18 protein-coding genes and 2 riboswitches are annotated in these 23,090 nt (G+C 40.9%); of the genes, 7 read left to right on the top strand and 11 right to left on the bottom strand.

The genetic code is table 11. The annotated features are described in order from the left end of the window. The first annotated feature begins 21 nt into the window (after positions 1–21). Positions 22–1,425, top strand: coding sequence for a DEAD/DEAH box helicase (locus L3Q70_RS09965; protein ID WP_237114197.1), 1,404 nt, complete (start codon positions 22–24; stop codon positions 1,423–1,425). A gap of 69 nt (positions 1,426–1,494) precedes the next feature. Here the strand turns inward: L3Q70_RS09965 and L3Q70_RS09960 are convergent, their stop codons facing one another. Then, positions 1,495–2,151, bottom strand: a complete 657-nt coding sequence (locus L3Q70_RS09960; RefSeq protein WP_237114196.1) for a nitroreductase family protein — start codon at positions 2,149–2,151, stop codon at positions 1,495–1,497. A 102-nt stretch (positions 2,152–2,253) separates the two neighbouring features. Between L3Q70_RS09960 and L3Q70_RS09955 the strand changes: the two genes are divergently transcribed. Further along, entirely contained in the window at positions 2,254–3,192 is a 939-nt protein-coding gene (locus L3Q70_RS09955; RefSeq protein WP_237114195.1) for a LysR family transcriptional regulator, read from the top strand. Positions 3,193–3,239: 47 nt separating this feature from the next. Next, positions 3,240–3,390, top strand: a riboswitch (FMN riboswitch). Positions 3,391–3,496: 106 nt separating this feature from the next. Beyond that, positions 3,497–4,150, top strand: coding sequence for a 3,4-dihydroxy-2-butanone-4-phosphate synthase (gene ribB / locus L3Q70_RS09950; RefSeq protein ID WP_167346342.1), 654 nt, complete (start codon positions 3,497–3,499; stop codon positions 4,148–4,150). Between the two features lie 33 nt (positions 4,151–4,183). Here ribB and L3Q70_RS09945 read toward each other — a convergent pair whose 3' ends face one another. From L3Q70_RS09945 to L3Q70_RS09935, 3 genes are all read right to left on the bottom strand, one after another. Next, positions 4,184–5,626 carry a serine hydrolase domain-containing protein gene (locus L3Q70_RS09945; protein WP_237114194.1) on the bottom strand — a complete coding sequence of 481 codons (1,443 nt, stop codon included), beginning with the start codon at positions 5,624–5,626 and terminating at the stop codon, positions 4,184–4,186. Between the two features lie 206 nt (positions 5,627–5,832). Beyond that, positions 5,833–8,985 (bottom strand): efflux RND transporter permease subunit, encoded by a 3,153-nt coding sequence (locus L3Q70_RS09940; RefSeq protein ID WP_237114193.1) that lies wholly within the window; start codon positions 8,983–8,985, stop codon positions 5,833–5,835. A 4-nt stretch (positions 8,986–8,989) separates the two neighbouring features. Further along, a complete protein-coding gene (locus L3Q70_RS09935) occupies positions 8,990–10,162 on the bottom strand; it encodes an efflux RND transporter periplasmic adaptor subunit (RefSeq protein ID WP_062569354.1) in 1,173 nt (390 codons plus the stop codon). A 157-nt stretch (positions 10,163–10,319) separates the two neighbouring features. Here L3Q70_RS09935 and L3Q70_RS09930 point away from each other — a divergent pair, with 157 nt between their 5' ends. After that, positions 10,320–10,568, top strand: a complete 249-nt coding sequence (locus L3Q70_RS09930; protein ID WP_237115258.1) for a YkgJ family cysteine cluster protein — start codon at positions 10,320–10,322, stop codon at positions 10,566–10,568. A gap of 88 nt (positions 10,569–10,656) precedes the next feature. Beyond that, the gene (locus L3Q70_RS09925; RefSeq protein WP_237114192.1) at positions 10,657–11,352 is read left to right on the top strand and encodes a CPBP family intramembrane glutamic endopeptidase; all 696 of its coding nucleotides are present in this window, start codon (positions 10,657–10,659) and stop codon (positions 11,350–11,352) included. A gap of 41 nt (positions 11,353–11,393) precedes the next feature. Here the strand turns inward: L3Q70_RS09925 and L3Q70_RS09920 are convergent, their stop codons facing one another. From L3Q70_RS09920 to L3Q70_RS09895, 6 genes are all read right to left on the bottom strand, one after another. Next, a complete protein-coding gene (locus tag L3Q70_RS09920) occupies positions 11,394–13,232 on the bottom strand; it encodes a TonB-dependent receptor (protein ID WP_237114191.1) in 1,839 nt (612 codons plus the stop codon). A 169-nt stretch (positions 13,233–13,401) separates the two neighbouring features. Next, entirely contained in the window at positions 13,402–13,767 is a 366-nt protein-coding gene (locus L3Q70_RS09915) for a hypothetical protein (protein ID WP_237114190.1), read from the bottom strand. Positions 13,768–13,837: 70 nt separating this feature from the next. After that, a complete protein-coding gene (locus L3Q70_RS09910) occupies positions 13,838–14,386 on the bottom strand; it encodes a DUF4136 domain-containing protein (RefSeq protein ID WP_130150137.1) in 549 nt (182 codons plus the stop codon). Positions 14,387–14,533: 147 nt separating this feature from the next. Then, positions 14,534–17,320 carry an ATPase gene (locus L3Q70_RS09905; protein ID WP_237114189.1) on the bottom strand — a complete coding sequence of 929 codons (2,787 nt, stop codon included), beginning with the start codon at positions 17,318–17,320 and terminating at the stop codon, positions 14,534–14,536. Then, positions 17,320–17,865: a hypothetical protein gene (locus tag L3Q70_RS09900; protein ID WP_062569347.1), complete on the bottom strand. Its 546-nt coding sequence runs from the start codon at positions 17,863–17,865 to the stop codon at positions 17,320–17,322. The genes L3Q70_RS09905 and L3Q70_RS09900 overlap by 1 nt, the downstream gene beginning before the upstream one ends. Before the next feature lie 2 nt (positions 17,866–17,867). Further along, complete coding sequence (locus L3Q70_RS09895) at positions 17,868–19,142, bottom strand: hypothetical protein (RefSeq protein ID WP_062569346.1); 1,275 nt, start codon at positions 19,140–19,142, stop codon at positions 17,868–17,870. A 148-nt stretch (positions 19,143–19,290) separates the two neighbouring features. Between L3Q70_RS09895 and nhaD the strand changes: the two genes are divergently transcribed. Together nhaD and lysC are read left to right on the top strand one after the other, a co-directional pair. Beyond that, entirely contained in the window at positions 19,291–20,538 is a 1,248-nt protein-coding gene (gene nhaD, locus L3Q70_RS09890) for a sodium:proton antiporter NhaD (RefSeq protein WP_237114188.1), read from the top strand. Between the two features lie 85 nt (positions 20,539–20,623). Further along, a riboswitch (Lysine riboswitch) is annotated at positions 20,624–20,796 on the top strand. Positions 20,797–20,877: 81 nt separating this feature from the next. Further along, positions 20,878–22,257: a lysine-sensitive aspartokinase 3 gene (gene lysC, locus L3Q70_RS09885; protein ID WP_237114187.1), complete on the top strand. Its 1,380-nt coding sequence runs from the start codon at positions 20,878–20,880 to the stop codon at positions 22,255–22,257. Here the strand turns inward: lysC and L3Q70_RS09880 are convergent. Continuing rightward, positions 22,234–22,974: a 4'-phosphopantetheinyl transferase superfamily protein gene (locus L3Q70_RS09880; protein WP_237114186.1), complete on the bottom strand. Its 741-nt coding sequence runs from the start codon at positions 22,972–22,974 to the stop codon at positions 22,234–22,236. The genes lysC and L3Q70_RS09880 overlap by 24 nt on opposite strands. Between the last annotated feature and the right edge of the window lie 116 nt (positions 22,975–23,090).

Genomic DNA, 23,090 nt, shown 5'->3' with positions numbered 1-23,090 from the left:
TTTTTGAATTTGAGAGACACTATGAGTTTTGATGGCTTAGGATTATCACAGTCTTTAGTTGATGCGGTTTTAGAAAAAGGTTATGAAACACCTACGCCTATTCAAACACAGGCAATTCCTGCAATTATTGCTGGCCGTGATGTTATGGCGGCAGCGCAAACAGGAACGGGTAAAACAGCAGGTTTTACATTGCCACTCATTGAGTTATTAACAAAGGGTAAAAAAGCAGGTGCAAACCGTGCGCGTGCACTTGTTCTGGCTCCAACACGAGAGCTTGCTTTACAAGTGAGCGAAAACGTCGAGCAGTACGCTAAGCATTCAAATGTAAGCTCATTTGTTGTTTACGGCGGTGTTAAAATTAATCCGCAAATGATGCGTTTACGCAAAGGCGTTGATATTCTTGTCGCCACACCAGGTCGCTTGTTGGATTTACATAACCAAAATGCGATTAAATTTGATGATTTAGAAGTGCTTATCCTCGACGAAGCAGACCGTATGCTCGATATGGGGTTTATTCATGATATTAAGCGCATCATTGCTAAATTACCTGTAGAGCGTCAAAACCTGATGTTTTCTGCGACCTTCTCAGATGAAATCCGTGCGCTGGCAAAGGGTTTAATTAACGATCCGGTAGAAATTTCAGTTGCAGCAAAAAATACCACTGCAAAAACAGTGACGCAATCAGTTTATGCTGTTGATAAATCAAGAAAAACAGCTTTGCTAAGCCACTTAATTCGCGCCAATGATTGGCAACAGGTGTTGGTGTTTAGTCGTACGAAACACGGCGCTAATCGTTTGGTTAAGCAACTTGAGCGCGATGATATCAGTGGTGCAGCTATACATGGTAATAAGTCGCAAGGGGCGCGTGTTAAAGCACTTGAAGGTTTCAAAAGTGGTGATGTAAGAGTATTAGTTGCCACTGATATCGTGGCACGAGGCTTAGATATTGTTGAGCTACCTCATGTAGTTAACTACGACTTACCAAATGTATATGAAGATTATGTTCATCGTATTGGTCGAACGGGTAGAGCTGGCGCGTCGGGACATGCAATTTCATTTGTAACCGCTGATGATGCAGATGACCTTTATGGTATTGAACGTTTTATTGGGCAATTAATTCCGCGTGCTACAGAGTCGGGTTTTGAGCCAACTAAGCCTGTTGCAGAAAGACCACTTGATACACGACCAATAAAGCCTAAAAAACCAAAGAAACCAAAAAAGCCGAAAAGCCCAGATCAAGAGCAAACACAAAAGCCAAAACCTAAAACGGCAAAGCGGCCACAGCAAAATAAAGGGCAACAAGGCACAAATAAACCAGCAGGTGGAAAGTCATCTGCGGCTAAAACTCAAAGTAAAAAACCTTTTAACAAGCGAACACGCGTGTCAGGCACTGCACATTCTCGTAAAAAGTCGACTGGCGAATAATATGACGATGAACCTTGAAGTGAACTTCAACTCACTTCAAGGTATTAATTCAAGCTATTAAAAGGGTTATTAAATTACTTTAATCACTGCATTTTTATCTAATCGTGATTTTGGTAATGCCGCGTTGTAATCTTGTTCAGGTTCATGGTAGCCGATAGCAAGGGCTACTTCACAAACATACCCGTCTAACTCATCAGCGAATAACTCACTCAATAGCTCTTTATCAACACCTTCCATCGGCGTTGAATCAATACCTAAACGGGCCACAGTGTGCATAGTATTACCCAAAGCAATGTAAGTTTGTGACTTTGTCCACGCAGCATTATTACCTTGTTCATCGGTGTTTAAATCGACAAAGGCATACGCCCCAAAGGCTTGCTCTTTATTGTCTGCTTTAGTACGGCCGTTAGCGATATCAGCATCAATGACTTTTTCATAATCTTCACGTTTATAGCTTGGATTATAGGCAAATAAAATGGTGTGTGATGCCGCTTTAGCATGCACCTGATTAAATTGAAACTTATTAGCAAAACTATCGCGAAGGCGTTGCTTTGCTTGCTCAGACTCAATGACAACAAATTTCCAAGGTTGAGAATTTATTGATGAAGGCGATAAACGTAACGCTTCTAAAATAATGTTTAAATCTTCTTGGCTAACGTGTTTTGATGCATCGTAGCGTTTACTTGTATAACGGCGTTGTAAGTCAGAAATAATAGGGTGTGTCATGTAATTGCTCCCGCATGTATAACATTAGGTGCAGTGTACGCTTTGCATACTTTACGATAAAGCGCATAATCAAATAAACATTATCAAAAAATTTTAGTTAATATGCAGGTTGAAGATCTCAAATTAGTCCTCAAGGTGGCGGAGTTTCGTAGTATAACCCAAGCTTCGGCTAAGTTAGATATGCGCGCTGCGACGGCGAGTGCTGCAATAAAGCGAGTAGAGGCAGCCCTTGGCGCAGAGCTTTTTGTTCGTACCACTCGTCACTTAAGATTATCAGCCGCGGGAGAGCGTTTTTTACCGCAATGCCAACAAGCATTGGCGACACTTGAGCAGGCAACACTTGCGCTAAAAGGCGAGCATGATGAAATAGAAGGAGAACTAAGGGTTGCACTTTCTTCTGATTTGGGACGCAATATTATTATCCCTTGGTTAGATGAGCTTTTGGATGAGTATCCCAAACTCAGCATGCGACCGCACATCAGTGATAGTAATGTCGATTTTTATCGTGACTCCGTTGATTTTGCGCTTAGGTATGGCTCACCATCAGACTCAAATCTATATGGGTTTAAAATATGTAATGTGCCAAGGCTGTTATGTGCAACACCAGAGTATATTGCTGAATATGGCGCGCCGATACATCCCGATCAATTAAATCAGCATCAAGGCCTATTTTATCAACTGCAAGATATCATCAATAATGTCTGGGAATTTACCAACGGAACCGAGCGTTTTAAGGTGAAAATGCAAGGCCGCCGTGCGTCTAATGATGGTGACCTAGTAAGGCGTTGGTGCGTGGCCGGTAAAGGCCTTGCTGTGAAATCATGCATAGATATCAGTGATGATTTATTAACAGGGCGGGTCGTACCTGTTATGCAAAATTACCCGCACCTTTGTGCAGAGCTTTGGTTAATTTGCCCAAGCAGGCAGTCAATCACACCTGCTGTTCGTTTAGTGAGAGATATATGTCGAGAAAAAACGAAGGCGATTCTCAATCAACTGATTGAAAAAGGCATTTTAGATAAGCAGGTACTCGATAACTAATTATTTTAAGTATAGAATAACTGGGCTTATTCGTCTTTATGATTAAGCAACATTCTCAGGGCGGGGTGAAATTCCCCACCGGCGGTATACTTAACGATGTTAAGTGAGCCCGCGAGCGCTTTAACCTTTGGTTGAAGGTCAGCAGATCTGGTGAGAGGCCAGAGCCGACGGTGATAGTCCGGATGAAAGAGAATATAGTTAATCTATAAAACAGTAATTGGCTGCCCTCGGGTGGTCTTTTTTGCTGTGCCTTTCAATGTCCTGAATCTTTTCATATTTAATTTAATAGGTATTAAAAATGATGATTCAGTCTTCTTTACTAAGCCAGTTCGGCGAACCACTTGAACGCGTTGAACGTGCTATTGCTGCATTGCAGCAAGGTGAGGGCGTGCTTGTGGTAGATGACGAAAACCGTGAAAATGAAGGTGATTTTGTGTATTCAGCACAGCACCTAACAACCGAGCAAATGGCTATGATGATCCGTGAGGGCAGCGGTATTGTGTGTCTTTGCATGGGCGATGAGCGTGTTAAACAGCTCGACTTACCGCAAATGGTTGAGCATAACACCAGTCAGAACAAAACCGCGTATACTGTCACTATTGAAGCCAAAACGGGCGTGACAACAGGCGTGTCAGCGGCTGATCGTGTCACCACAATTAAAGCAGCCACAGCAGAAAAAGCAAAACCAGAAGATTTATCTCGTCCAGGCCATGTGTTTGGTTTACGTGCGCAAACAGGCGGGGTGCTTGTTCGTAGAGGTCATACCGAGGCGTCAGTCGATTTAATGCAGCTAGCGGGTTTAGCGCCTTTTGGAGTTATTTGTGAGTTAACAAACCCAGATGGCTCAATGGCTCGCTTACCAGAGGTAAGCACGTTTGCCATTGAGCATGCTATGCCTGTCGTCTCGATTGAAGACTTGGTAGCCTATATCGAGCTTAATCAAAAACAGGCGTGCTAAAATTAAAAGAAGCCACTTACGGTGGCTTCGTCTCTATTGAAGTTGATTAATAGCGTTTTTTGCACTTTCACTTTCAGGATCTAACTCAAGGGCTCTTTTATAACTGATGAGCGCTTTTTGCTTTTCCCCAACAGCTAAATAGGCTTCACCTAGGCTGTCATGGGTATTGGCAGAGTCGGGATAATGCTGACTATTGAGTTCAAATACTGCAACCGCTGCATTTAATTTATTCATTTGCATTAATTCATAGCCAAAGTAATTAATCGTTCGCTCACGAGGCGTTTTATGATGAGTGACGAGCTCTGCATATTTTTCTTTTAGTGCAGCAATACCGCCATCCTTAAGTGCTTTGTATAGTATGCTATCAGCATGCTCAGTAGCCGCTTCATAAGGCTTTTCGTAATAAATATTGAGAAGCCCATTAGTCATGGGGGTTAATGGTGCACCACCTGTGTTATTTAAAATAACGATTAGGAGTTTATCTTCAATAACTCGGCTAATAAACGCACTAAAGCCATTAATACCACCGCCATGCTGTATTTGAGTCAACGCTTTACCATATTGATCTTTATCTAACTTTTTAACCTCCCAGCCGAGTGCATAATCTCGTTGGTTAGATACTTGGTACATTTGCTTTTTATATTCAGCATTCAACAGTTGGTTAGAGTAAAGAGCTTGATCCCATTTTACTAAATCACGTGCGGTTGAGTACATTGCACCTGCAGCATAAGGAATGGACATATCTAGATAGTCAGTGTTGCTATAACCTGCTAAGTCATTAGCATAACCCGATGCACGATATTTTATAATTTTACTGTGTGAATCGTAGCCTGTATTAGCCATATTGAGTGGTGTTAGAATATTTTCCTGCAAGACATCTTGGTAGCGTTTTCCTGTTATTTTTTCGATGACTGCCCCTAAAATAAAATAGCCTGAGTTGCTATAGCGAAATTGGGTGCCAGGCTCAAACACTAAATCATCACTACATAACAGACGGATAAACTGATCGACACTATATGGGTTTCTGCTGTATTTTTCGCCAAAGTCTTTTGTTTGTGTGTAATTACCAAGACCTGATGTATGGTTAAGTATTTGACGGATAGTTATTTTCTTAGCGGAATCTTGCCTATAATCGGGTAGGTAGGTTGCTAATGGTTCGTCAAGCTTGAGTTTGCCTTGTTGAGCTAGTTGTAGAATTAGCATCGCTGTGAATTGTTTTGTAATTGAGCCAATCCTAAACTTACTGTTTTTGCTATGTTTTATATCCCATTCGAAGTTGGCATAACCATAACTTTTTTCAAAAAGTATTTTGCCTTCTTTAGCAACTAAGACGTTACCATTAAACTGTTTATAATTATGAAACTCTTGAATAAAGTCAGCCATTTGCTGTGCTTTTTCTTTACTAAAAGCAAGGTTTGCAAAGAGTAATGCAGATACCAGCATTAATGGCTTTAAATAGTTCTCTAATGTTTTCATTTTTTTCCCTTGTTGTGATTATTGTTCTATTTTATTTTTTAGGTTTAACTCCTTGTTTTTCATCTATTGAAAGTGTTTTTTACTATACGATTGATTAACTTTTATACCGTACCTGAGTTTTGGTGTTATGTCGCATTTATTTCTCTTTATATGACAAAACGCTTGGCAAGAAACTTACCAAGCGTTTTAGGTTGGGATGAGAAAGGTTAGTGACTGCTTGTATGTAACTCAGCTTCAGGTGCAGCCTTTTTACCTTTTAACTTGCTAATTAAGCGCTTAAAGTCTTCCAGCGCCACGTACTGACATGGAATTAAGATAAGTGTGATCACCGTGGCGAACAACACACCAAAAGCGAGTGAAACCGCCATAGGGATGACAATTTTCGCTTGTAAGCTTGTTTCCATTATAATCGGTAAGACACCGATAAATGTGGTAATTGAAGTAAGTAGTATTGCTCTAAAACGACGAGCACCTGCTTGCATGACAGCTTCTTTTATCGCAACTCCTTCGGCGCGCGCTTTATTAACAAAATCAACCATAACCAGCGAGTCATTCACCACCACACCAGCAACAGCGATGATACCGAATACCGATAGGCTACTCATGGTCATGCCTAAAATCATGTGACCGAACATGGCACCTATCACACCAAAAGGGATCACCGACATAATAATGAACGGCTGTGAATATGAACGCAGTGGAATGGCTAACAATGCAAAGATAATCAGCATTGATAAAGCAAAATCACGTATTTGCTCTGCAACGCTGTCCATTTCTTCTTGAATGCGACCGGCTACGTTACTTTCAACTCCAGGGTAGCTTTTCAGTAGGCTAGGTAAGTATTCATCGCGGATTTCTTTCGCAATGGCAAATGGTTCTGCTTGGTCTGTGTTAACTGCGGCCCAAACGTTTACAGTACGTTTGGCGTTTTCACGACGAATACGGTTTACACCATCAACAATATTTACTTTTGCGACTTCTGCAAGAGGAACTTCTACACCGGTTGGTGTAATGATCCGTGCATCTGTGATGTCACTTACCGCGTTACGAGATTCACGAGGGTAGCGGATCATCACTTTAATCTCTTCACCGTCACGTAAAATACGTTGTGCTTCAAGACCGTAGTAGCTAAAGCTGACTTGTGATGCAACGTCTGATAATGTTAAACCAAGACTGTAAGCAAGCGGTTTAAGCTCAAGTTGTACTTCATCGGTTGCTGATTGCAGTGAGTCATTAACATCACCCACACCTTGCATACCATTAAGCTTTTCTTTTAGTTTAGCGGCCACTTTTTTTAACTTGTTGATATCTTTACCTTCTAAGCGGAAGCTAACATCGCCATCATCACGACCGCCATTCATGATACTGTCTTCAATGTTTAATGTTTTCACGCCAGGCAGAGGCGGCATTTGCTCACGCCACATTGCACTTAATTGGAAGGTATCAATAGGGCGTAAGTCCGGTTCAACTAAAATAGCCATAATGCGTGCACTTGTACGACCGCGCAAACTAACTGATAAGTCGCGGATCATCGCTTGACCATATTGCTCTTCAAGTTGCTTATCGACATCTAAAATTAGTTTTTCAATCGTTTGAGCTGTCTCAAGAGTTGCTTGTTCAGAAGATGACAAGTTCATTTCTATGGAAATTCGTGGAAAATCATGTGGGATCTTAGGGTTCGCCACAAATTTTACTAATCCACCTGCAAACATACCGCCGCTGACAATCAATACACATATAAAGCCTACGATCACGGTATAACGGTAGTGTATGCAGTGACCAATAAATGGTGTGTAGTAATTATCAATAAAACTTTTTAAGCCATTATCCATACCTAAACGTAATCGATGTAACGGATTTTTAGGATTCGCTGGTTTATTTTTCATTGCTGCTAAGTGAGCAGGTAAAATCAGTTTTGACTCAATCAAAGAGAAGATTAAGCAAAGGATAATCACACCACCAATGGCTTTAGAGAAGGCAGACCCTGGGCCTGATGCGAGTGTTTGTGGTAAGAAGGCTGCAATTGTGGTTAGCACACCAAAGGTGGCAGGAATGGCAACGCGTTTAACGCCACGTACTACGTTATCAAGGCTGTGGCCGTGTTTTTCAATTTCAGCACTGGCCGATTCACCGACTACAATGGCATCATCAACCACAATTCCCAGCACCAGTATGAATGCAAATAAAGAGGCTAAGTTGATGGTGATATCTAAAAAGCCCAAAGGCATCATTAAAAATGCACCAAGGAATGAAACAGGCAGACCCATCATGACCCAAAATGCTAAGCGTAATGGTAAGAATAGGGCAAGTACTACCATAACTAAAATACCACCCCAAACCATGTTGTCGATCATCATGTTAAGACGACCTTCAAGGTAGTAAGTTAAATCAACAATAGGCGATAGTTTTACACCAGCAGGTAATTGTGGGGCTTTATCTGCAAGGTATTTTTTAAGAACAGCGGCAACTTTGGTTATATCTTGATCTTTGGAAGCATTTATTTCGAATGCTAGTGAGTTTTTGCCATTGTACTTAGAATATTGTAAGCCTTCTTCAAAGCCATCATTAATCGTTGCCACGTCGCCTAGTAATACTTGCGCGCCATCTGGTAGGTGTAATAAAGGCAGGTTTTCGAACTCTTTACCACGATACGCTTGGTTTTCAACTCGCATCGAAATATAACCATTTTCAGAGCGAATTTGACCTGCGGACATATTCGCTGAAAAACTACGCACTGCGGTTGCGATATCACGGAAAGTTAAACCATATTCGCGTAGTTTATCAGGGGTAATTTCAATGCCAATTTCGTAGTTTAAACCACTATAAAAGTTGACTAAGTTGATTTGCGGTAAAGCTTGTAGCTCGTCTTTTATATCATTGCCTAGCTCTTTGAGTTGGTAGTTGCTCATATCGCCATACAGCGCAAGGATCATAACCTCTTGCTCAAACTTGTCGCGGCGAACAATTGGGCGTTCCATCTCGGCAGGGAAGGTGTTTATTGAATCCACCTGCATCTTGATTTCATCAAGCACTTCTTGCGGGTCGTATTTTTCTTCTATTTCGACCCATGCTTGTGAAAAGCCACGATTTGAATAAGTGATTAAACGCTTTATGCCTTCGAGCCCTTCTAAAGACTCCTCGACCTTAATGGTAATACCTTCTTCAACCTCTTGTGGCGCAGCACCTGGGTAAATTGCTTGAATGCTGATCCAATTACTTTCGAATTGTGGAAACATTTGTTTTCGAACTGACATCGCAGTAAGCAAGCCGCCCACTAAGATGAAAATCATCAGCAGGTTTGCCGCAACAGGGTTACGAGCAAACCACGCTATCAGGCCTTTTTCTCTGTGTGTGGTCATGGCCTTATTCCTCTTTAAGTGCTAATTGTGTTGTCGGTACACTCAATTCAGCGTTATCGAGTTTTACAGCCATGCCTTCTGTGGGGTACTCAAGTGCAGAGGTAATTAACTTTTCACCATTAGCCAAGCCATTATCGGCGATCACCATGCCATTTTGCTCACGCACGATATTCAGCGTTTTGAATGTCAGTGTTTCGCCATCTTGTAGTACAGCGACTTTTTTATCTTTAACTAAGTGGTGCGGTACGACAATCGCGTTATCGAGGGCACGGCCTTCAATCGTCGCATTAATATAAGAGCCAAAGCGTAAAGGTTGCTTTTGCTCATAAGGCGTTGCGACTTGAGCAACTAAGTAGTTCATACGGCTACGTTGGTCAACAACACCTTCGCTGCGAACAATAGTTGCTTGCCATGTTGTTTGTTTACCTGCAAATTCAGCACTGATTGACACATTTGCACCAATGCCTTGGTTGTTTAGATATTGCAAGTCTTTATCAGCAACTGGAAGACGAACCTCTGCTATAGAGGTTGAGCTTAAGCTACCAAAGCTACTGCCAGGGTTTACCACACTGCCTAAGCTAATTAATCGCTCGTCGATAATGGCATCATAAGGTGCTTTAATGTAAGTGCGCTCTAAATTACGTTTTGCACGTTTTACACTCGCTTGTGCAGCGCGGTAGCTTGCTAATTTTTCAGCAAGCTGAGGTTTGCGTAAATATAACTTTGACGGAATAACTTGGTTTGAGTCACCTTTGATGCGATCCCATTCAGCTTGCGCTACAGATACCTGCGCACGTTCAATTTCAAGGGCCGAACTTGCTTGAGCAAGGCCGGCTTCTGCTTCGATTAGTGCTGCTTCGTAATCATTTGGATCAATACGTGCTAGAATGTCGCCTTGCTTAACAAATCCACCTTGTACAAATTGCTCAGACAGTGACACAACTTGGCCACTGACTTGTGCGACTAACTCCGTGTGGTTTTTTGGCTTCACGATTCCATGTGATTTTACATCGAGCGTAATAGCATCAAAGTTCAATGGTTTTATTGATACAAGCGGACGGTTGTCTTGTTCTGGTTTTTCGACCGGCGCTTGCTTCATCGAAGCAAACGCAAAAGCCATTCCTAGGCCACCGACTAATACGGCGATAGGAAGAATGATTTGTTTTTTACTAGCCACGGGATAGTCCCTCACGGTTGACGGTAATTAAAATAAACTTGATAGGCTAAGCATACGCAATAAAGTGTTTACAAGGCGTTTGAAGATGTAACAAAGCATTGCACATATTACAAAGACGCTACAAAGGTTCTATAAGGGGTACTCAATGACAGATAAAATGACATGTAGATTAGGCTGTGGCGCCTGTTGTATTGCACCCAGTATTAGCTCACCGATCCCAGGAATGCCTAACGGGAAAGCAGCGGGAGAGCGCTGTATTCAGCTTGATGATAACAACCTATGTAAATTATTTGGTGATGCCTCAAGGCCAAAGGTGTGTAGCGACTTTTCTGCCACCATTGATGTGTGTGGCACGACTAACGAACAAGCATTGTATTTAATTACTGAACTTGAGCAGATGACTTAGTTTTGCTTAAAATTTTATAAAATCGCTGTCTAATTAAAAAGTTGTGCTTTAATAGATAACAATTCTATTTGCATGAAAGAACCTCTAGATGCCAGCGTCAGAAATTATATTATTAGTTATCTTTCTTCTATTCCCCGTTATAGATTTAGTATTAGAAAAATATAAATCGAATAATAAAAAGTTTGAATATTGTAAAACATCAGCAGTACTGTGGTGCCTGACAGGGTTGGTAATTTTCTTTTATTATCAAGGTGAACTATCAGTAACCCATCCATTTATCTTGCCGAACACTCTATGGAAGACTGTATTTGCTGGCACTCTTATTCTTTTATTTATTATCTATATGATTTATGTGATGTACACAATTGTGCAAAGTGAAAAGATAAGGAACGACATTGCAACTTCTTTAGAGCATAGCGGCGACTCTCTTAATGATTTAATGCCGGAGTCTCGTTCAGAGCTTTTTATGTTCACCTTTATTGTTTCAGTGACAGCGGGCGTATGTGAAGAACTTATTTTCCGTTGGTATTTACTAAGCGTTATTGAATTACACAGCAATTGGGTTATAGCAGTTATTGGTAGCAGCATGGTTTTTGGATTATGGCATTTTTACCTAGGCTGGAAGCATGTAATTAAAACTGCATTAATAGGTTTAGTGCTTTGTGGTTTATATCTTTATTTTGAAAGTATTTTCTTCGTTATTTTGATTCATATATTGATGGATGTGTATTCAGGGCTAGTTGCTTACTTTGCAAGGAGAGAGTTGCCGAGGAATGCTGATTAAACAACAATGCCAGTCAAATTGACTGGCATTGTTGTTTTTGGTTACCAAGTATAGGTAGCACTAAGAGTATATTGCTCGCCGCGCCCTGGGGTACCTGGGACTTCTTCAAATGATTCATCCCAAATGTTGTCAGCAGCAAAAGTAACAAATACATTTTCAAACTGAGCAGGAGTAAACTTTAGCGTTAATTGAGTAAAGAAGGCTTCATCGTCAGAGTTACGTAAGCGGTTACTATGTTGCTTACGCCATTCGTTATCGATACGCAGCTCAAGTACATCCATAGGCTGCCATACAGCGCCAAGTGTTACACGGTGGTCAGGGTAGTTAAGTGCATAAAAGCTGGCATCAATATCAGCCGTGCCATAGTCTTCGGACTTTTCTAAATAGGTGTAGCTGGCAATTAGCTCTGTGTTTTCAAACGATTTATTCGCCAAAAACTCAACGCCTAAGGTGTCTATATCAACTGGGTTTGCAAAACGGGCTGAGGTTGCATCAAAGCGATATGTCCAATCGGTAAGGTTTTTATCTTTACGATAGAAGATAGCTGAATCTAAACGCCAAGATGACTGTTCAATCAATAAACCTAGCTCAAGGTTATCGGTCGTTTCGCGCTCAAGATTGTAGTTACTTCTAAATAATCCGCCCGTTTCACTGCCACCAATTGCGGTGTAACCAGGTACTTGTGTTGCTTCGGCGTATGATGCGTACCAAGTATGTTCACTGCCATTTTGATTAACCACTTTAAGGCTGGCATCGGCAATAAAAGAGGTATCTGAGCTATCACGGTTAGTATCATCAAATGCAGCACCAACACGAACAGTAAGCTCTTTGTTAGATGCAAGGGCAGTCTTGTACTCAGGCAAGATACTTAGTTTCGTGTAATTACGTGAGGTAAAGTTGTTTTCAAGAGATGTTGATTCAATTGAATCAGCAATAAACTGTCCTGAGTAGTTAACTGCAAAGCTGTTATTGAGTGAATGACGACCCGACAAACCCAATGATTTAACCGTAGTTTCATGAAATGCTTCAAACATAGCTGGGTTTTCACGAGACAACACGTAATGGTCGTTATGTTTACGATAATAACCTGTTACTTCAAAACTATTGTTCTCACCATACATTTGTTTATGGTTTAGCACCAATAGATTGGTTTCAAGATCTTCGGTTTCGTTAAAATTAAATGGCGTGTAAAGGTTCGGCCAACCAAAAAATTTCTCTTGGCGTCCGAACATTAAATCAGTTTGTGATGAGTCACTGGCAAGTTGAATGCGCGCTGAGGCACGCTCAAAGTCGTGATCGCCGTTATCAATTGAGCCATCACTTTGTGAGTTTGAATACTCACCTTCAAACCCTAACCGCCAATCGGGCATAGTTTCAAGCTTTTGGCTGTGGGCAGCATGAATGCTTAATAAGTTAAAGTCATTTGTGCCAGTGCCAAGTGAAACACTCCCAGTGCTTGTAATAGGGCGCCAGCCAAATGAAACTGTACCAACAGAGCTGTTCATGCCATACAGTGCGTTATCAGCAGCTGTTAAAATGGCAGGGCCGGTAAGCATTTGTGGCGCAACAGGAATTTCAGCGAAGTAGTGACCAGATTGTGGATCGAATAAGGTACTACTGCCAACTCGAAAGCCGGTATTTTCAAAAATACCACCACGGATGGTTACATCGGCTTGTGCTTCAGCCATATTGCGCGATTGCAAATCTACACGGGGGTCATATTCTAAATTTGATACAGGCGCATCAAAGGTGCCGACAGGCTCCTTATTTGCGGTTGCTGAGACTTCAACGGTGATTTGTTCAATATTGTTTGCGTCTTCTGCTAGCACTGAGCAAGTGACGAATAAAGCGGGAAGTGTAAGCTGTACTGCGCGTACCATCTAAAACTCTCTTGAATGTATTTGATTTACCTAGGGCAGTGAACACTATAGGCGCTCACTGCAAAATTGCGGCTATTGTATCTGAATCACTCAGTTATACCACTCCAACCAGATTTCAATAGGTAATAAAAAAACCGCTAAGGCGCGGTTGTGTAATTTAGAGCAGTGTTTATTGTTTAACCGCGTCATATTTACCAAAGAAAGTGATGATGAGTGCAATAAAAATGCCTATAAAACCAATGACTGAAAAAGCTAGGCTATATTCAGTTTTAATATTAAAAATATTAAGCAAGCTCGTTATTAACAATAAAGATATACCAACGATTTTTAAAATCGTCTGTGTTTTATTTAAGCAAAACCATGCGTGACAAGAGGGACATTGATTTTCAATAAAGAGGTTGTTTTTGTTAACCTTTTTTATATCTTTAGTCGCTATTTTAGTTTTACAGTTTGGGCAAGTTAATTTCATTTTATTCCTTTTTGGGTCTTTTTCTCTAAGACCTCTAATTCCATTTAGAGTTACTTTCAGCATCATAGCAAACTTTAATCATCACAAACAAAAAAGCTCACAATTTGCGAGCTTTTAAACGATGTGTGTTAACACTCTACTGCTGCGGTTTAGGTGGGAAGTTACTTAGAATATTAGCAACTGTCTCTTTAATTATCTCAGTGCGTTTTTCAGGTGTTTGGTTCTTTTGCAAACGACCTTCTTTTGCACCACGCCAAACTAGTTGGTTAGAAGCGCGGTCTACCACGTCTAAAATCAGAGTGCCTACTTCATACTCGCGAGTAGTTGTTTGCGTGTTGTAACCCATGCCCCAGTAGTTCCAGCGTGCGCCGTAACCGACATTAAAGGTATCAACGTCGATTTTTTTATCAACCGATGCATGGTAGTTAATAAGTACATCTGCTTGTGCCATATCAACAAGTTTCATACCGTTTTTTTCAAGCTCAGCATTAACGGCTTCACGTACACGCTTTTCCATTAACGGGCTAATTTGGTAGTTTGCAACATTCTTAGTTAGGCTCGCGTTAGGAACCCAAGAGAAAGTTTGATAGTTGCTAAAGTCTGCTGATTTGTCGTAATCCCAATCAGGGGTTTTGGCGCAAGCCGCTAAAAGTAATACAGCCGTGGCGATTAATAAGTTTTTCATACTGTTTGCTCCTTGGCAAAATTTCCACTACTTATTTGATAACATAACACAAAAATAATTCAACTGAATGATTATTTATTTACTATGGCACATTTCAAAAAAAGTACTGTAATTGATTGTAAATGCTGTCATCCATGACATGTTGTATTAAGTACTGTGTTCTACTTCGATCCAGTCTTTTTCGTCTACCCAGTTTTGCGCGCCATCTTTTACTGTACGAATAGGTACAATGTAGTCGCAACTTACTTGTGGTTTAACAGAAGCAAAAATCGGCACAAAACCAAAGCTCAGAGCCGTTTCGATAATTGCTTTTTGGTTTTGTGGGTCGATATCTGCCGCTTCATCAATATAAATAGGAATACGATACAGGTTTTGTTCTTGATCACTTAATAGATAGCGAATGAATAGCATGCCGCATAATAGTTTAATAGTGATACGTGTACCGTTAGAACCTGCTGAATCGATTTTTTCGAAGTGCTCAGTGTCACCCGCACGATTCACCACTTCAAAACGAATATCGAATAAGTCGGTCAGTGTTAAACCGGCTTTTTCTGAAGCAAGCTTAATTAAATGATCTTTTGCTTCGTTTACCGCAGATTCGCTATAAGGCTCTTGGCTTAATAAATCGAGGGTATCGCCTTGCTCAAACTGATTTGAGGTACTGATAATGGTATCAATGCTATCAACCAACATCTTGCGCGGAATAACATTAATTTTGAACGCTTGAAGGTTAGAGATTCGGTGTTGGCTAATCCCTTTGTTAAAGCTATTCATTTCGCGGCGTAGGCGGTCTAAGTCTTCGCGCAAGCCTTTAATGGTGGCGGCGACTTCGGTTAACGCAACACGACCTTGACGCTCAACGGCATCACGCTCGTTATCAATGTTATGAAACGCGCTAATAAGCTTTTCGTATTTAGTAAACTCATCGTTTTCGTTATCAAATTTAGTAATACCCGCATTGTAAATATGCATGTAGGTGTTACGTACGTTGATATCAAAGTTACGTAGCTCTTGGCAGTCTTTGTTAAAGTGATGGATGAGATCGCTTAAGTTATCAAAATCAATACTGATTTCAATCATGTATGGAGTCACTTTGCCAGCGTAAAAATCAAGCGTGTGATCGATACGCTCAGATTTAACTTGGCGTAGGCGGTCAGCTTGGCGCGCAAGCAAATCTTTTTTCGACTTGATAATTGAACGACGGTCGCTGATTGAGCCACTGTTCTTTTGAATGTCTTGCAGGTAGTCGTCAACTTGTTCGCGCTCTGCATTTAATTGCTCTTTTAGCAAAGTTTGCGCATCGACTGATTGCTGCATCACTTCAAATTGTTCAAAGCGTTTTAAGGCTTCTTCAGAGGCCATTAGTTCATCATATAAGGCATCTTTTTCTTTTTGCTTTTCGGCGACATTAGCAGCCACTTCGTGCTGTTGTTTAAACTCTTTTAGTGAGTTTTCAAGGGCGGCGAGTTGCGCGGTTAGTTGCTCTTTATTTTCACCTGTTTGCATTTGCACAGGACTTAGCTTTTTAAGTTTAATGCTTGCGCCAGGAAGAGTCAGTACACCGCCTTTCACATTTGCCGATAACTGCTCTAAAAATTCACCAAAGGCATCTTCGTCTGTGATCTCAACATCACCATTGCTGGTGGTGGCAAATGATAAGATATCAGGGTTTAGAATACGCGAAATCTCTTCAACTTCTTTCAAAGATAAATCTTCACGCATACGGGTGAATAAATTGAACTCGAGGTTCTTCAGCTGTAGTTTTAAGCTCTTAATTTGCTTTTGTGTTTCGCTAATACGGTAATCTAGCGTGTGCAAGCTTTGACCTTGGGCACTGCTCAATGAATGCGATAGCGATTCATAATCTTGCTTAAGCTGCGTAAGGCTTACTTTTAAAGTGGCCTTGTTAACTAGTTCAAATTCAGATTTAAGCGCTCGATAGTCTAAAAACCACTGTTCAATTTGAGTTTGTTTACGTTCAATATCACGGGATTGCTGAATATACAGCTGCTGCTTTTGGTCAAACTCATGCTTTTCGTGCTCGATATCTTCAAGGGCTATATTCAGCTCAGTGAGTTGCTCTTGTTGATAGGTTTCAAAGTCAATCAGTGCTTGGTCAATTTTTGGCGCATAGGCTGCAAGTTTGCCTTTTAAAACCGTTTGGTTTTCAAGCATAGATTCAAGGGCGGCGATTGGCTCTTGCATTGACTCAAGGGCTTTTAATTCACGTTTAGCGCGATTCACTTTATCGAATGAACGTCGCCACACTTCATAAAAATCAACCCGTGAGTTTGACATATGACGTTCAAAAACACGTAGCATAAAGCGCTTAACATCACTGGCACCTAATTTATGCAAGTTAAGGATACGGCGGAAAATCTCTTTGTAAATCGCTGAGTCTTGTACGTTATTAAGTGGGATCATCTTTAAATTGATATCGCCATCAAACGGGGTTGCGCCACCAGTGAGTAGGGCGTTTAGCTCTTGCGCTTTTAATTCAATTGGATTGAAACCTTGCTCTTTTAAGTGATTAAAAAGCTTGGTGAATTTTACAATGGTTTTGCCTTGGGTGTAGTGCTCAAGGTCTAATTTACCTTGATAGCAAAAAAATTGATGCGCGTAGCCGGCAATTTTACCAAGGCCAGCAACACCAATCACTACAGGGCCATTAGGTAAATCGGCTTCGAGTAAAATATAGGATTGATCTGACGAAAAGTAGAACTTACGGGTTTCATCTAAATCGTGGCCATCCCATTCTGTTAGGCGTAAATCATTAATCAGTGGAAATTGCAGGGCATTAATCACCGAGCTTTTACCAGTATTATTGGGTGCACAAATTGAGCTGCTTTTATCCAGAGGGATCACGCATTTTGCATAGCCAGCGGTATTTAAAAGCGCAAGTTTGCTGAGTCCGTAAAGGCTTTGGCTTTGCATTATTCGTCCTCTCCTAGGTAGGTTTCTTCGTTTACTTCCATTAATGCATCGATATAACGATAAATAGGTGCTTGCAACATAAAGCCGTTTTCTACTTCGCGAGCAAGGCCTAAACGCACCATGCGAAGGTACACGTCTTTACGTAAATCTGAGCCTGAGAAGATTTCTAATTGATCAAACAAGTGTTTGTTGATTTGCACTAAGGTTTGCATTAGTTCAAGGTCGTTTACCTCGTCAAACAAGGCACGCATTGGATCTTTACCGGTATTGGCATAGTGCTCAATCAAGATGTAGATAGTCAGTGCGATGGCACGCGAAATTTTCCCCATGTTTGGGGTGCTTTCGTCGCTGCCAAAATAGTAAAAGCCACGGCTATCATGTTGTAGGTCATGGCCAAGGGCATTAAATAACGCACGGTAAGCGTCAATGTGTTGATCAAGCTCTTGCCACATCAGCGTGTCTTGTTCGCTAATGTGGTAGCCTGATGTGAGCTTTTTATTAATAGCTTGCAGATGTGTTAAATCATCTAAATTAATATCTGTCATGGTTATTGCTCTGTTGCTTTTTTATCGTCAGCAATCGATGAGTTAAATGGGTAAAGAGAGAAGTGTTGCTGGGCAATTTTTATTTTTACTTTCTCTTGGCTTTGGCTGATTTCAAGGTCGCCATCGCTAATTAATTTTTGATACAAGAACAGCATTTCGTCTGCTTCTAAATCTGGGTAGCTTTCATCTAAGAAATTAAGCAGCGGCTGAGCTTTTTTGCTGGCTTTTTTGAAGCGTTTTTTAAATTGTGTTTTAACGTCGTTGTAATCAGGGATATGCGGGCTTTGATAGGCAGGCACGTCATCATGTTCAGGAAGCTGATATTCATCGTGTTCAAAGTCAACTAAGCCTGCCATATAGGCCACGATATGACGTTGTTGCCCAAGTGAAAAACGCTGTGCGTCTGAGACAAAGTTAGGCTGTACTGCACTTAACATGTTATCGACGCCATTTTTACGCACTAAACCAAGCACTTTGGCCGCTTGGCGAGTAATTAGGTTGTTGCGTCGTAACTCTTCACGCAGTGGCATCAACATATCGGCGCTTTTGCGTAAACTTTCACGGCCAACTAAATGCATTTCTAAAATACGGGTACGTAATTGCTCAAGCATCCGTTTGTCTTGATATGACTTACCAAGACGGTCAATTTGCTCGATTTGCGCGCTAATTTGCGCTTCGATGGTGTTAAAGCACGCGTGGAAGTCACCACGAATATCAACCATTTCAAGCATAGGTTCAATGTATTCATCAAACGCTTCGATTACTGCTTGATAGCGTTTTTGCAAAGATTGCACGGCGTTGTCAGCTTTCGCTTGCTCAACAATGTTTAAAATCGCATTTTCATTATGGGCAAACAACTTCATTATTTTGCGTACCCGATCATCCATAATCCGGCTGAAACGGCGAAGCTCGTCGTAGTCTTCTATTTCACCCGCTTTGGCAAGGCGGTTGCCTAGGCGCGCTAAGTCATCAACTAATACGCTGATTTCTTGGGCAAGACCCAAATGTTCTTCTTGCAATAAAAAGGTCGCAAAATCAGCGATAGCACGGTTGATTTCTAATTGTGACGACTTCGCAAGAGGAATAATGATATCTTGATTTAATAAACGATTTGTTTCTTTATAAATACGTTCATTTGACCAGCTTGGCTGTTTTTGTTTTATCGCATTTTGTACGTCTTTTAAGCTGAAATCAGCCATCTTAAAACGTTTAAATAATAGTTCTAACACCCCCCAATGCTCTGTAAGGGTATTTAATAACTTTTTAGCTGGGATCATATGGCTCCAGTAAATCAAAATTTTGGTGTTAGCGTTTAGTAGTAATTTATCTAATTGAGAATAGTTTTATGACTTAGATACTGCTAGAATCCGCGCCGAAACACTCGAATTACAATTTTTACATTATTATAAAGGTTGTTCAAACACCATGGTAACCCCACTTATCCTAACCCTGATAGCGGCGGCATTTTTGCTTATCGTTATAGAGGATATTATCCATGTAAACAAGGCCAAAACGACGCTTTTTTTTGGCACTTTATGCTGGATTATCTTGTTTATCTCTCCAATTCATGGGCAAACCCCAGAAACTATCCAACATCAACTTGATCATAATATTTTAGAAATAGCGACGTTGTGGTTATTTCTTATGGCTGCAATGACCTTTGTCGCTTATTTAAACTCGAAAGGGTTTATTCAAAATATTGTGCATAAAATTATGCCAAATCAAATCAGTGAACGGAAGCTGATGTTTTTGATTGGTGGTTTTGCGTTTTTATTTTCATCGATTTCAGACAACATAACCGCGACTTTAATCTCGCTTGCGGTGGTGATGTCACTGAAATTAGACCCTAAAAAATTAATAAAATATGCCACCTTAATTGTATTTAGTGTGAACTCGGGTGGGGTATCGCTTATTACAGGTGATGTAACGACCTTAATGATATTCCTCGATGAAAAAGTCACTATTGGTAACTTGTTATTACTTATTGTGCCTTCGCTTGCAAGCGTCGCATTACTGGCTGTGATGTTATCAGCAGGAATGTCAGGTAATGTGGTATTTGAAAAGCAAATGGCTCGTCGTATTGAAAAAACCGACATTACCATTGCGGTTATCTTTTTCTCGACCATTATTGCCACCTTAACTTTGAGCGTTCTTTATAGTGTGCCACCGTTATTAACCTTTTTATTTGGTTTATCGCTGATGTTTTTGGTTGCGCAATTCTTGATGCGCAAAAAAGACGTAAACAAAAAAATCATCGATTATATTCGTGAGATTGAATACGACACACTGTTGTTCTTCGTTGGGGTATTACTGTTAGTTGGTGCACTGAAAGAAGTGGGTGTGTTATCTCAATTTACACATTTATATGAGCTTATGGCTCCTGAGTATGCGAATTACTTAATGGGCTTGTTGTCGGCTGCGGTTGATAACGTGCCACTAACAGCTGCATTACTCAAAGCCGACATTGTTATGAGCCCTCAGCAATGGCTGTCATTTACTTATGCAACAGGGGTTGGTGGTTCAATGCTTATTATTGGGTCTGCCGCGGGTATTATTGCGATGAGTAAAGTCAAAGCATTAACGTTTATGAGTTATTTAAAAATGTCGCTGTATTTATTAATAGCCTATACAGCGGGTTATTATGGCTCACACCTAGCGGGAAGTTTTATTTAACACTTGACAGCTAGACGTCTAAACGATAACTTTCAAAGCCTGCTTTTAACAGCAGGCTTTGTTATTTTAACCAAGTGTTAACTTAACATTCAGAAGAGGTGCGATACTTAGGTAGTTAATGTGAGGTGACGAACGCCAATGACCATTAATGAGGGAAGTACTCGCCGAGAAAAATAGCTGGACGTCACGGTTATTTTTCGGTTTATGGGGCTGAATCCTCAAAACTGTCACCAAATTAGGTGGAGAGCTTCTGGCATGGACTACTCTTTATTTTCAAAGCACCCCCTTGCCGAGTTCTTCTTGAATTACTGTGGATAGTTTTCCACAAAAGGAGACGACATGAATACCCAATTAGCCGCCAACACAAAATCAGATTACGTTGTTGCAAAATTTGGTGGCACCAGTGTAGCTAATTTTGATGCTATGAGCCGCTGTGCAGAAATTGTATGCGCGGATAATCAAGTACGTATTGTTGCTGTTAGTGCCAGTGCGGGCGTTACTAACCATTTAGTTGCATTGTGTAAACGTGATTTGAGCGCGGCTGAGCGCGATGAACACATCACGGGTGTTATTGCTATTCAAGAGAGTATTTTAGCTGAGCTATCGCTTGATGCCGATTTAGCTCATGGCTTTAATGAGACTTTAAGAGCATTTCAGGTGCTTGCTACTGAAGGGGTTAAATCAGCGGCAGAGCAAGACGAGCTGCTAAGTTTTGGTGAGCGCTTATCATCGTATTTATTTACGCAAGTGTTGCGTGGCCAGGGTTTAGATGCGGTGCGATTTGATGTGCGTAAAGTATTAAAAACAGATAGCCAATTCGCTAAAGCCACTCCAAACATTGCTGCAACAGCTGCTGCTGCAAAAAAACATTTAGTGCCATTGTTAGCTGAGCAAGTTGTAGTAACACAAGGGTTTATTGGCAGTGATGAATATAACCAAACAACGACTTTAGGCCGTGGCGGCTCAGATTACAGTGCGGCATTACTGGCTGAAGCAATCAACGCAAAGAGTGTGCATATTTGGACGGATGTGGTGGGTATTTTCAGTACTGATCCGCGTTTATGTGTAAAAGCTACACCTATTGCAAGGCTTAGCTTTGATGAAGCCGCTGAAATGGCTACCTTTGGGGCAAAAGTGCTGCATCCAGCTACTATTTTACCGGCAAGCCGCAGCCATATTAGTGTGTTTGTTGGTTCGAGCCGTGAGCCACAATTAGGCGGCACATGGATTGAAAAAGAAAAGTCAGAGCAGCCAGGTATCCGAGCAGTCACGCAGCGTAAAAACCAAATTCTTTTAACGGTTAAAAGCCCAGAAATGCTTCTTGCGAGTGGTTTCTTAGCGCGTGTATTTACTATCTTAAGTGAATTTAATATTTCGGTTGATTTGGTTACTACCTCAGAGATCAGTGTTGCAATCACGTTAGATAACGCACCGAATGCATCACGTCCTGAGCTGGATCAAGCTTGTTTAGATAAGCTTTCTGAGTTTTGTCATGTGTCGGTTGAGAATAACTTAACGCTGGTGGCTCTAATTGGCTCTGAGATTCAACTGCGACAACAAGAGACCAACTTAATGCAAGTATTGAGTGATTTTAATATTCGTTTAATTTGTCATGGTGCAAGTAAACATAACCTGTGCTTTTTGGTGGAGCAGAGCGAGTCTGACCTTGTTGTTCAAGCTATTCATAGTCGATTATTAGAAAGCCAAGTCGCGGCATAGGTCGTTAAAGTTAATAAAAGAGCACTGCCAGTCAGTGCTTTTTTGTGCCACCACGCTTATGTCAAAATCATTCAGTGTGTTACTTGAGACCGTGAGGTTATGTTTTTCGATTTCAGTAAACACATTCGGGCTCAAAAGTTTAGCGATAGGTTGCGATGTTGCTTTGGCAAGCGCTTCTTTTAGTGTCCAAATTCTAAAAAAACATCCAGCTTGCTCATTTATATCGCTAAAGCCACTTATTAAATTAACTTCATTGCGATCGTAAAAATGTTTGGCGAGCTTCACAAAAGGGCGTGTTTTCGAACAGTGTTCGATATCAAAACCAAATTGATCTTGCTCGGGGTTAAGCGCTGCACCAATAAAACCACGGGAATGTGATAAGCAAGCCCAAATTGGTTCACTTAAAGGCGAGTGAAGCTTCAATTTGTTGTCTACGTCATCAAATTGGCTCGAAATTGCGCAAAGTGGTGTGTTTTTAAGTAAAGGATTGCTGCGTTTTAATAAATACTTAAGCACTAAGCGCGTGGCAATATACTCTTGCTTAGCGGCTGGCATTTTGCGCTTTGTAAGTACACTAAGCTCGAATTCACTGAGTAACCTTTCAATGGGCAGGGAGCTGATATTGATACGTGAAGCATCCATAAGTACAACTTGTTTATCAGTTGAACTTAGCCCTGAATCAATTTTTAAGGTGTTAGAAAAATAGTGACTGCTCATGGTTTGTGGCTTTTACGAAACCCTACAATTAGATTTGTTTATTTTTACAGCAAATGCTCTTGTATGGGCACGAACAAACGCAAATTGTTTACGCAGTTGACTGTAATTATGGTTTA

Origin of the sequence: Pseudoalteromonas sp. CF6-2 (assembly GCF_021729425.1) — a bacterium.
GTDB lineage: Bacteria > Pseudomonadota > Gammaproteobacteria > Enterobacterales > Alteromonadaceae > Pseudoalteromonas > Pseudoalteromonas arabiensis.
The sequence above is the reverse complement of the archived record's forward strand: the minus strand, read 5'-3'. Positions and strand labels throughout refer to the sequence as shown.

Coding starts and splice junctions, on each gene's coding strand:
- L3Q70_RS09930 (WP_237115258.1), top strand. CDS start 10,320: ATGACATGTAGATTAGGCTGTGGCGCCTGTTGTATTGCACCCAGTATT.
- nhaD (WP_237114188.1), top strand. CDS start 19,291: ATGGTAACCCCACTTATCCTAACCCTGATAGCGGCGGCATTTTTGCTT.
- L3Q70_RS09915 (WP_237114190.1), bottom strand. CDS start 13,767: ATGATGCTGAAAGTAACTCTAAATGGAATTAGAGGTCTTAGAGAAAAA.
- L3Q70_RS09925 (WP_237114192.1), top strand. CDS start 10,657: ATGCCAGCGTCAGAAATTATATTATTAGTTATCTTTCTTCTATTCCCC.
- L3Q70_RS09940 (WP_237114193.1), bottom strand. CDS start 8,985: ATGACCACACACAGAGAAAAAGGCCTGATAGCGTGGTTTGCTCGTAAC.
- L3Q70_RS09965 (WP_237114197.1), top strand. CDS start 22: ATGAGTTTTGATGGCTTAGGATTATCACAGTCTTTAGTTGATGCGGTT.
- L3Q70_RS09900 (WP_062569347.1), bottom strand. CDS start 17,865: ATGACAGATATTAATTTAGATGATTTAACACATCTGCAAGCTATTAAT.
- L3Q70_RS09945 (WP_237114194.1), bottom strand. CDS start 5,626: ATGAAAACATTAGAGAACTATTTAAAGCCATTAATGCTGGTATCTGCA.
- L3Q70_RS09920 (WP_237114191.1), bottom strand. CDS start 13,232: ATGGTACGCGCAGTACAGCTTACACTTCCCGCTTTATTCGTCACTTGC.
- L3Q70_RS09910 (WP_130150137.1), bottom strand. CDS start 14,386: ATGAAAAACTTATTAATCGCCACGGCTGTATTACTTTTAGCGGCTTGC.
- L3Q70_RS09955 (WP_237114195.1), top strand. CDS start 2,254: ATGCAGGTTGAAGATCTCAAATTAGTCCTCAAGGTGGCGGAGTTTCGT.
- L3Q70_RS09905 (WP_237114189.1), bottom strand. CDS start 17,320: ATGCAAAGCCAAAGCCTTTACGGACTCAGCAAACTTGCGCTTTTAAAT.
- lysC (WP_237114187.1), top strand. CDS start 20,878: ATGAATACCCAATTAGCCGCCAACACAAAATCAGATTACGTTGTTGCA.
- L3Q70_RS09960 (WP_237114196.1), bottom strand. CDS start 2,151: ATGACACACCCTATTATTTCTGACTTACAACGCCGTTATACAAGTAAA.
- L3Q70_RS09880 (WP_237114186.1), bottom strand. CDS start 22,974: ATGAGCAGTCACTATTTTTCTAACACCTTAAAAATTGATTCAGGGCTA.
- L3Q70_RS09895 (WP_062569346.1), bottom strand. CDS start 19,142: ATGATCCCAGCTAAAAAGTTATTAAATACCCTTACAGAGCATTGGGGG.